The sequence below is a fragment of the Streptomyces sp. NPDC031210 genome (assembly GCF_055570395.1).
This window is the reverse complement of sequence record NZ_JBVIHH010000035.1, coordinates 1-9,064: the sequence shown is the minus strand read 5'-3', so window position 1 is coordinate 9,064 and position 9,064 is coordinate 1. Positions and strand designations below refer to the sequence as shown.

The 9,064-nt window shown below is 58.7% G+C and carries 1 protein-coding gene and 4 rRNA genes; all 5 read right to left on the bottom strand.

The genetic code is table 11. The features are described 5' to 3' along the window. Positions 1-1,230: ribosomal RNA gene (locus ACZ45Z_RS33205) — 23S ribosomal RNA — on the bottom strand; the annotation flags it as partial. A gap of 467 nt (positions 1,231-1,697) precedes the next feature. Next, positions 1,698-3,225 (bottom strand): 16S ribosomal RNA (locus ACZ45Z_RS33200). Between the two features lie 578 nt (positions 3,226-3,803). Continuing rightward, positions 3,804-5,465: a thioester domain-containing protein gene (locus ACZ45Z_RS33195; protein ID WP_377956460.1), complete on the bottom strand. Its 1,662-nt coding sequence runs from the start codon at positions 5,463-5,465 to the stop codon at positions 3,804-3,806. A 1,249-nt stretch (positions 5,466-6,714) separates the two neighbouring features. Then, a 5S ribosomal RNA gene (rrf, locus tag ACZ45Z_RS33190) occupies positions 6,715-6,831 on the bottom strand. Between the two features lie 236 nt (positions 6,832-7,067). Continuing rightward, a 23S ribosomal RNA gene (locus tag ACZ45Z_RS33185) occupies positions 7,068-9,064 on the bottom strand; the annotation flags it as partial.

The window sequence follows — 9,064 nt, the reverse complement described above, 5'->3', positions numbered from 1 at the left end:
GCCCCGCTACATTGTCGGCGCGGAATCACTTGACCAGTGAGCTATTACGCACTCTTTCAAGGATGGCTGCTTCTAAGCCAACCTCCTGGTTGTCTGGGCAACTCCACATCCTTTCCCACTTAGCACACGCTTAGGGGCCTTAGTTGGTGGTCTGGGCTGTTTCCCTCTCGACTATGAAGCTTATCCCCCACAGTCTCACTGCTGCGCTCTCACTTACCGGCATTCGGAGTTTGGCTGACGTCAGTAACCTTGTAGGGCCCATCGGCCATCCAGTAGCTCTACCTCCGGCAAGAAACACGCAACGCTGCACCTAAATGCATTTCGGGGAGAACCAGCTATCACGGAGTTTGATTGGCCTTTCACCCCTACCCACAGCTCATCCCCTCCATTTTCAACTGAAGTGGGTTCGGTCCTCCACGACGTCTTACCGTCGCTTCAACCTGGCCATGGGTAGATCACTCCGCTTCGGGTCTAGATCACGCCACTCACTCGCCCTGTTCAGACTCGCTTTCGCTACGGCTTCCCCACACGGGTTAACCTCGCGACGTAACACTAACTCGCAGGCTCATTCTTCAAAAGGCACGCCGTCACAGCTACAAGGCTGCTCCGACGGTTTGTAGGCACACGGTTTCAGGTACTATTTCACTCCCCTCCCGGGGTACTTTTCACCTTTCCCTCACGGTACTTGTCCGCTATCGGTCATCAGGGAGTATTTAGGCTTACCAGGTGGTCCTGGCAGATTCGCACGGGATTTCTCGGGCCCCGTGCTACTTGGGATCCTCTCCAAGCGGCAGCATACATTCCGGTTACGGGGCTAACACCCTCTACGGCCTGGCTTTCAAACCAGTTCACCTATGCACCTGCACTCACTTCACCAGTCCGGCAGAACTGATACGGAAAGTCCCGCAACCCCAGTGATGCAACGCCCGCCGGCTATCACACACCACTGGTTTAGCCTCTTCCGCGTTCGCTCGCCACTACTAACGGAATCACTGTTGTTTTCTCTTCCTGCGGGTACTGAGATGTTTCACTTCCCCGCGTTCCCTCCACGCACCCTATGTGTTCAGATGCGGGTCACCCGGTCACTCGCGCGCCGGGCGGGGTTTCCCCATTCGGACATCCTGGGATCACCGCTCGGTTATCAACTCCCCCAGGCTTATCGCAGATTCCTACGTCCTTCTTCGGCTCCTGATGCCAAGGCATCCACCGTGTGCCCTTAAAAACTTGACCACAAAGATCAACAATTAATATCGCTATCGAGAAAACCATGGAAAACCAGTACAAGACCGGTCACCAGGTTTATCTGAAATTGCACTTAATAATTTTTAAGATGCTCGCGTCCACTATGTAGTTCTCAAACAACAACCCCGTCACACCCATCCACCAGCCACCACCCCCCGCAAGGGAGGGCTCCGGCCGGTCTCCGGCATGCGCAGGAAAACCAGAAACAACAGATCCTGTTGCCTCAGGACCCAACAGTGTGCCAAACGATTACCCCGGACAACCGCCCGGACCGGCTTTCCAACCCCGCAAAAGAGGCGTACTCACAGACCCGGAACAACCCGGACAAACCTGTTCATTGATATTCCACCCATGAGCACCCGCCGAAGAACTGACGCCTTCGAAACGGGCATAACTCCTGGAAACCGTGCATCCAACACTGTGGAAGAACACAACACGTTTCAGGTGCTCCTTAGAAAGGAGGTGATCCAGCCGCACCTTCCGGTACGGCTACCTTGTTACGACTTAGTCCCAATCGCCGGTCCCACCTTCGACGGCTCCCTCCCACAAGGGGTTAGGCCACCGGCTTCGGGTGTTACCAACTTTCGTGACTTGACGGGCGGTGTGTACAAGGCCCGGGAACGTATTCACCGCAGCGTTGCTGATCTGCGATTACTAGCGACTCCAACTTCATGAGGTCGAGTTGCAGACCTCAATCCGAACTGAGACCGGCTTTTTGGGATTAGCTCCACCTCACAGTATCGCAACCCTTTGTACCGGCCATTGTAGCATGCGTGAAGCCCAAGACATAAGGGGCATGATGATTTGACGTCGTCCCCACCTTCCTCCGAGTTGACCCCGGCAGTCTCCTATGAGTCCCCGGCATAACCCGCTGGCAACATAGAACGAGGGTTGCGCTCGTTGCGGGACTTAACCCAACATCTCACGACACGAGCTGACGACAACCATGCACCACCTGTAAACCGGCCACAAGTGGGGGACCTGTTTCCAGGTCTTACCGGTTCATGTCAAGCCTTGGTAAGGTTCTTCGCGTTGCATCGAATTAATCCGCATGCTCCGCCGCTTGTGCGGGCCCCCGTCAATTCCTTTGAGTTTTAGCCTTGCGGCCGTACTCCCCAGGCGGGGCACTTAATGCGTTAGCTACGGCGCGGAAAACGTGGAATGTCCCCCACACCTAGTGCCCAACGTTTACGGCATGGACTACCAGGGTATCTAATCCTGTTCGCTCCCCATGCTTTCGCTCCTCAGCGTCAGTTACAGCCCAGAGACCTGCCTTCGCCATCGGTGTTCCTCCTGATATCTGCGCATTTCACCGCTACACCAGGAATTCCAGTCTCCCCTACTGCACTCTAGTCTGCCCGTACCCACTGCAGACCCGGGGTTGAGCCCCGGGCTTTCACAGCAGACGCGACAAACCGCCTACGAGCTCTTTACGCCCAATAATTCCGGATAACGCTTGCGCCCTACGTATTACCGCGGCTGCTGGCACGTAGTTAGCCGGCGCTTCTTCTGCAGGTACCGTCACTCTCGCTTCTTCCCTGCTGAAAGAGGTTTACAACCCGAAGGCCGTCATCCCTCACGCGGCGTCGCTGCATCAGGCTTTCGCCCATTGTGCAATATTCCCCACTGCTGCCTCCCGTAGGAGTCTGGGCCGTGTCTCAGTCCCAGTGTGGCCGGTCGCCCTCTCAGGCCGGCTACCCGTCGTCGCCTTGGTAGGCCATTACCCCAACCAACAAGCTGATAGGCCGCGAGTCCATCCAAAACCGCTAAAGCTTTCCACCACCATGGCATGCGCCAGGAGGTCGTATCCGGTATTAGACCCGGTTTCCCAGGCTTATCCCGAAGTTAAGGGCAGGTTACTCACGTGTTACTCACCCGTTCGCCACTAATCATTCTGTGCAAGCACAGAAGTCATCGTTCGACTTGCATGTGTTAAGCACGCCGCCAGCGTTCATCCTGAGCCAGGATCAAACTCTCCGTAAATGTTTTACAGACACACAACCGGAGCCAAGGAAAATTGGCTGCACAGTTCTGCACTAAATTCGAAACCAGCTAAAAAAACCATCCGCAACCCACGGGGTGGGCGGGACAGCCAATTCAACCAATTAAAATAATCGGTATCAATAAACTTGGCACACTATTGAGTTCTCAAACAACAGGCACATCCGGTCTACTCGGAAAACCATTCCCTCAAGGAGAATATTTGTTTACTTTTCGCACCGCTGTGTGTTTTACCAGCATATTCCATCCGGACCGTTTTAGCAATTCGGTGAATTCCGTGGAATTCCATCCAAACCGGCTGTAAAAGCCCTTCTGGACCCAGCATCCAGTCCCCGGTTTCCCGCCGGCACACAAGGCGCGCAGCAGATCAACCATCGATTGAAAGTTGGGGTTTGGCCGCCATGCTTCAGGCGCTTCGTGAGCGTCCCGGCTGCGGCGACTCAGAAGACTTTACACAGGTTTGCGGGCCGGCGCAAATCAGCAGTTCGGCGCCGGATCCACCCTAGTGGGAGGACCCGGCGCCGAAGGATCAAGCGACAGGTATTACCGGTCAGGAGGGACTATCCCTGGCGGCGCCGCAGCGAGGCAAGAACGAGCGCCGATCCGGCGATTACCGCTCCGCCGCCCATCAATGCCAGCCTCATTGACTCCGCGCCCGTCTTCGGCAGGCGCTCAGTCACCGGAACCGGTGCGTAGAGGTTGGTCACGCCGACGGCCTGCGTTTCTCCGGGCAGGATTGATACTCCACCGGTAAAGGTTGATTCAACGGTGACGTCTTCGTTGGCCCCGGAGGTCGGCTCCGAAATGTTGCAAAGCGTCCCGGCAGGAATCCCTTCGTAGCGCTGGGTGTATTCACCCGCCGTCGTGCCCGCCTCGAGGACGAAGACTTCGTCCACAAGCCCTTCGCCGCACTGAACGTGGATGGCAATGTCATCCTGCAGTCCGGCACCAGTGCCGGTAATGGCCTTGGTTACCAGCAGGCTGCCCGGGTTGAGGTCGACCGTGTTGGTAACTGCCAGAACGTTCTCGCCGTCAGCGATGGTGACAGGTTCCGGAAGCACCGGAGTGACCGTCACCGCCGTCGTCGATCCCGTGACAGGTTCGGTAACCGAACAGACCGTGCCTACCGGTAGTCCGGTGACAGTCTCAGTCACTGTCTCGGCAGTACCTGCAGGGATGTCGAAGGTGAAGGCACCCGACGCCCCGCAGTCGACTATGAGGGAGATGTCACCCTGCAGCCCCGCCCCCTCACCTGCAAAGGATTTGCTGACCGTGAGGTCTCCGGCTTCAAAGAACTCCGCAGTTGCCTGGGCATTGGACTCGATCTGTGCGTCGGCTGCCAGGATCAGCTTTTGGGCAGTCGTGACGCTGGGATTATTGCCGGCGTAGAGGTAGACGTTGCCGGTTTGGACGGGGACCACGGCAGTGGCGGTCAGGACAACCGGATCAGTGGTCTGGTTGTCATTCCTCACCCACAGCTGGGTACCGGGCGTGACGGTGGTGCCGACGAGCGGAACCGTGCCGGCCGGGTCGGTGTACAGGGTGTACCCGTCCGGTACCGCGACCGTGATGGTTCCTGCATCAGAGTTGATAGTGAAGGGGCCGGTGACCCCGTCCGTGGGGCCGGACGCGCTGGGCGGGTCAATCGACACGTTGGGAGCCGGCGGTTCAGTCAGCGGCCCCGCAGCGAGCACCGCGGCGACTATAGCCTCGGTGTAGGGACGTACGGCGTCGGTGTCTTCAAGGACGTAGCCATCGCTGAAGAACCATACGGCTGCCTGTACTGCGGCGGCACGGATGTTGTCATTCGGGGCTTCCGCGGGGAGTCCAGGCTGGTCCGGATAATAGCTGTTCAGCACCTGGTTGACGTAGCCAATATTCGGCACATTCGACTCGTCCCAAGAGCCGCTCTCGTATCCCAGTCCGGTGTAAGTAGAGGTGCGAATGTCGATGCAGTACACCTGCTGGGTATTGCCCACGGCGTCAGCAGTGGTGATAACACCTGCGAACCCTTCATCGGTGTCCTCGTAACCTGCCGGCACGTCAGCCGGATACCCGGTTGTGGGGTCGAACGGCGTACCGACCGGCGGCAGTCCGCCGGCTACGGATTGGCCGGGGCCGGTACCCGTCATCGTGATCTCCACCAGCTCCGTGGGGACGGCACCACGCGGCGGCTCGCCCCGAAAAACCGCCTGGGCGGGCGCGGCTAGCTGGAACAGCATAAACAGAAATACAAGGACGCCGACGACGGCGGTCCCCCCGGAGTAGCGGGGCTTACTTCCCCTGCCACGCTTGCGGACCGCGGCATGGATGGATGGGTTACGCGCGCTCATAGGGGTTCCCGCTTCCAGTCTCGGTGGGTGGAAATCCAAAGTGGTGAGCTTCGGATCTGCGGCAATTCGCCGTGGCCTGCGAGGCTACGTGGCTCGACTGTCCCTGGATAGCGAGTATGGAGAATCTGCTGGTTGCAGCACTCGATTTCATTGCGCCCACTGGACTTGCGGGCGTGCGCGAGAGCTGGCTCGCTGGATTGTGGGCATACGGCGGCGGTGGTTCCCAGCCGTCGTGACCGGTGTTTCCGATGGGGTTGCGCGACGGCGGTGGTTCCCACCCGTCGTGGCAGATGTTGCTCCCGGGGTCATGTTCCGCCCGGTGGTTCCCAGTCGTCGTGGCAGATGTTGCTCCCGGGGTCATGTTCCGGTGGTGGTTCCCACCCGTCGTGACCGGTGTTTCCGATGGGGTTACGCGAGGGCGGGGGTTCCCAGCCATCGGGCAAGGTGGGGCTCCTGGGTTTCTGCGGGGGCGGTGGTTCCCACCCTTCGTGACCGGTGGGGCTCCTGGGGCCATGTCCCGACGGCGGTTCCCAGTCGTCGTGACCGGTGTTTCCGATGGGGTTGCGCGGGGGCGGTGGTTCCCAGCCCTCGTGGCGGGTGGTGCCTGGTGTGGTCCCGGGAAGGGCCAGGAGTCACAGGGACTGGGAACCCCGGCCCGGCCAGCTGTTCCGGTCCCCATAGTTCAGGCCAGACCGACCCCGGGGGCCGGGAACGGCTGGTTAAACACGGAAAGGGCCCGCACCAGGGTGCAGGCCCAAAGTACACACCCGATCAGCGCTGGCCGCCGGCCCCGGTACCCGCGCCCGTCCCTGGACCAACCACCGGCCCCGACCCGGGTATCCCGGCCCCCGGCACCCGGCAACCGGTCCGGGCCGGCCGTCCGTCCGTCCGGGCAAACTGTCCAGACCGAACCGGCCGGACAACACGGAAAGGGCCCGCACCAGGGTGCAGGCCCAAAGAGTGACCGGTCCCGGTAGCCGGCAAGCAGTCCCCGGACCGACCACCGGCCCCGACCCGGGTATCCCGGCAACCGGTCCCCGGCCGCAGGGTGTCTCCGCAGACCCCCGGCTGTGGGTGTTCGGTGGTGTTAAAGCAGTTCAGGCCCCGCAACCCTGCGGGGCCTGAACCTGTAATGATTGTCCGGCGGTGACCTACTCTCCCACACCCTCCCGAGTGCAGTACCATCGGCGCTGCGGGTCTTAGCTTCCGGGTTCGGAATGGGACCGGGCGTTTCCCCCGCGCAATGACCGCCGTAACCCTTGAACCCTCACCTTCGTGAACACACGATCGGGTGGGGTAAACCTGAATGGGGTACGTCGTACCAGACCACCCGCCCCTGATACCGGGACAGGCAGTTATTCAATTATCAGTTCCTGACCAGCAACAACGGTGGGTTGTTGGTTGGGAACCACATAGTGGACGCAAGCAGCATGATCTTCATACCCCTTCTTTGGCGGAACCGTTTGAAGTCGTGTTCTGCCCAGGATATGTGTGGTGTAAGTTATCGGCCTATTAGTACCGGTCAGCTTCACGGGTCTTTAGTCCCCGCTTCCACATCCGGCCTATCAACCCAGTGGTCTGGCTGGGGGCCTCTCACACACAAGGTGCATGGAAATCTCATCTTGAAGCAGGCTTCCCGCTTAGATGCTTTCAGCGGTTATCCCATCCGAACGTAGCTAATCAGCGATGCACTTGGCAGTACAACTGACACACCAGAGGTTCGTCCGTCCCGGTCCTCTCGTACTAAGGACAGCCCTTCTCAAATTTCCTGCGCGCGCAGCGGATAGGGACCGAACTGTCTCACGACGTTCTAAACCCAGCTCGCGTACCGCTTTAATGGGCGAACAGCCCAACCCTTGGGACCTACTCCAGCCCCAGGATGCGACGAGCCGACATCGAGGTGCCAAACCATGCCGTCGATATGGACTCTTGGGCAAGATCAGCCTGTTATCCCCGAGGTACCTTTTATCCGTTGAGCGACGGCCATTCCACAATGTACCGCCGGATCACTAGTCCCGACTTTCGTCCCTGCTCGAGATGTCTCTCTCACAGTCAAGCTCCCTTGTGCACTTACACTCGACACCTGATTGCCAACCAGGCTGAGGGAACCTTTGGGCGCCTCCGTTACTCTTTAGGAGGCAACCGCCCCAGTTAAACTACCCATCAGGCACTGTCCCTGACCCGGATTACGGGCCGAAGTTAGATATCCAGTATGACCAGAGTGGTATTTCAACGATGACTCCACCCGAACTGGCGTCCGGGTCTCACAGTCTCCCACCTATCCTACACAAGCCACACCGAACACCAATACCAAACTATAGTAAAGGTCTCGGGGTCTTTCCGTCCTGCTGCGCGTAACGAGCATCTTTACTCGTACTGCAATTTCGCCGAGTTTATGGTTGAGACAGCGGGGAAGTCGTTACTCCATTCGTGCAGGTCGGAACTTACCCGACAAGGAATTTCGCTACCTTAGGATGGTTATAGTTACCACCGCCGTTTACTGGGGCTTAAATTCCCAGCTTCGCCCACGAGGGGCTAACCGGTCCTCTTAACCTTCCAGCACCGGGCAGGAGTCAGTCCGTATACATCGTCTTGCGACTTCGCACGGACCTGTGTTTTTAGTAAACAGTCGCTTCCCCCTGGTCTCTGCGGCCCACACCCGCTCCGGAAAGCAAGTCTCCATCACGGGGCAGGCCCCCCTTCTCCCGAAGTTACGGGGGCATTTTGCCGAGTTCCTTAACCATAATTCTCTCGATCGCCTTGGTATTCTCTACCTGATCACCTGTGTCGGTTTGGGGTACGGGCGGCTAAAACCTCGCGCCGATGCTTTTCTAGGCAGCATAGGATCACCGGATTCCCCCGTTCGGGGGTCCCATCAGATCTCAGGTGCGTCATCAAAGACACAGTGACGGATTTGCCTATCACTGACCCTACATCCTTAGACCAGGACAACCATCGCCCGGCCCGGCTACCTTCCTGCGTCACACCTGTTAATACGCTTACCTCCCGGGATACGGTCCCGCGCTCCACCAAAACCCGGAACACCACAAGGGTGCACGGGCAGGTTTCGGGCGGTTAGTTTCCCCCGTTCAGTATGGGCGGTTTTTCGCCGGTACGGGAATATCAACCCGTTGTCCATCGACTACGCCTGTCGGCCTCGCCTTAGGTCCCGACTTACCCAGGGCAGATTAGCTTGACCCTGGAACCCTTGATCATTCGGCGGACGGGTTTCTCACCCGTCTTTCGCTACTCATGCCTGCATTCTCACTCGTGTAGGCTCCACCACTGGTTTACACCGCAGCTTCACTGCCCACACGACGCTCCCCTACCCATCCAGACGGCTGAACCACGAAGGCTTACCAAAAATCTGAATGCCACAACTTCGGCGGTGTACTTGAGCCCCGCTACATTGTCGGCGCGGAATCACTTGACCAGTGAGCTATTACGCACTCTTTCAAGGATGGCTGCTTCTAAGCCAACCTCCTGGT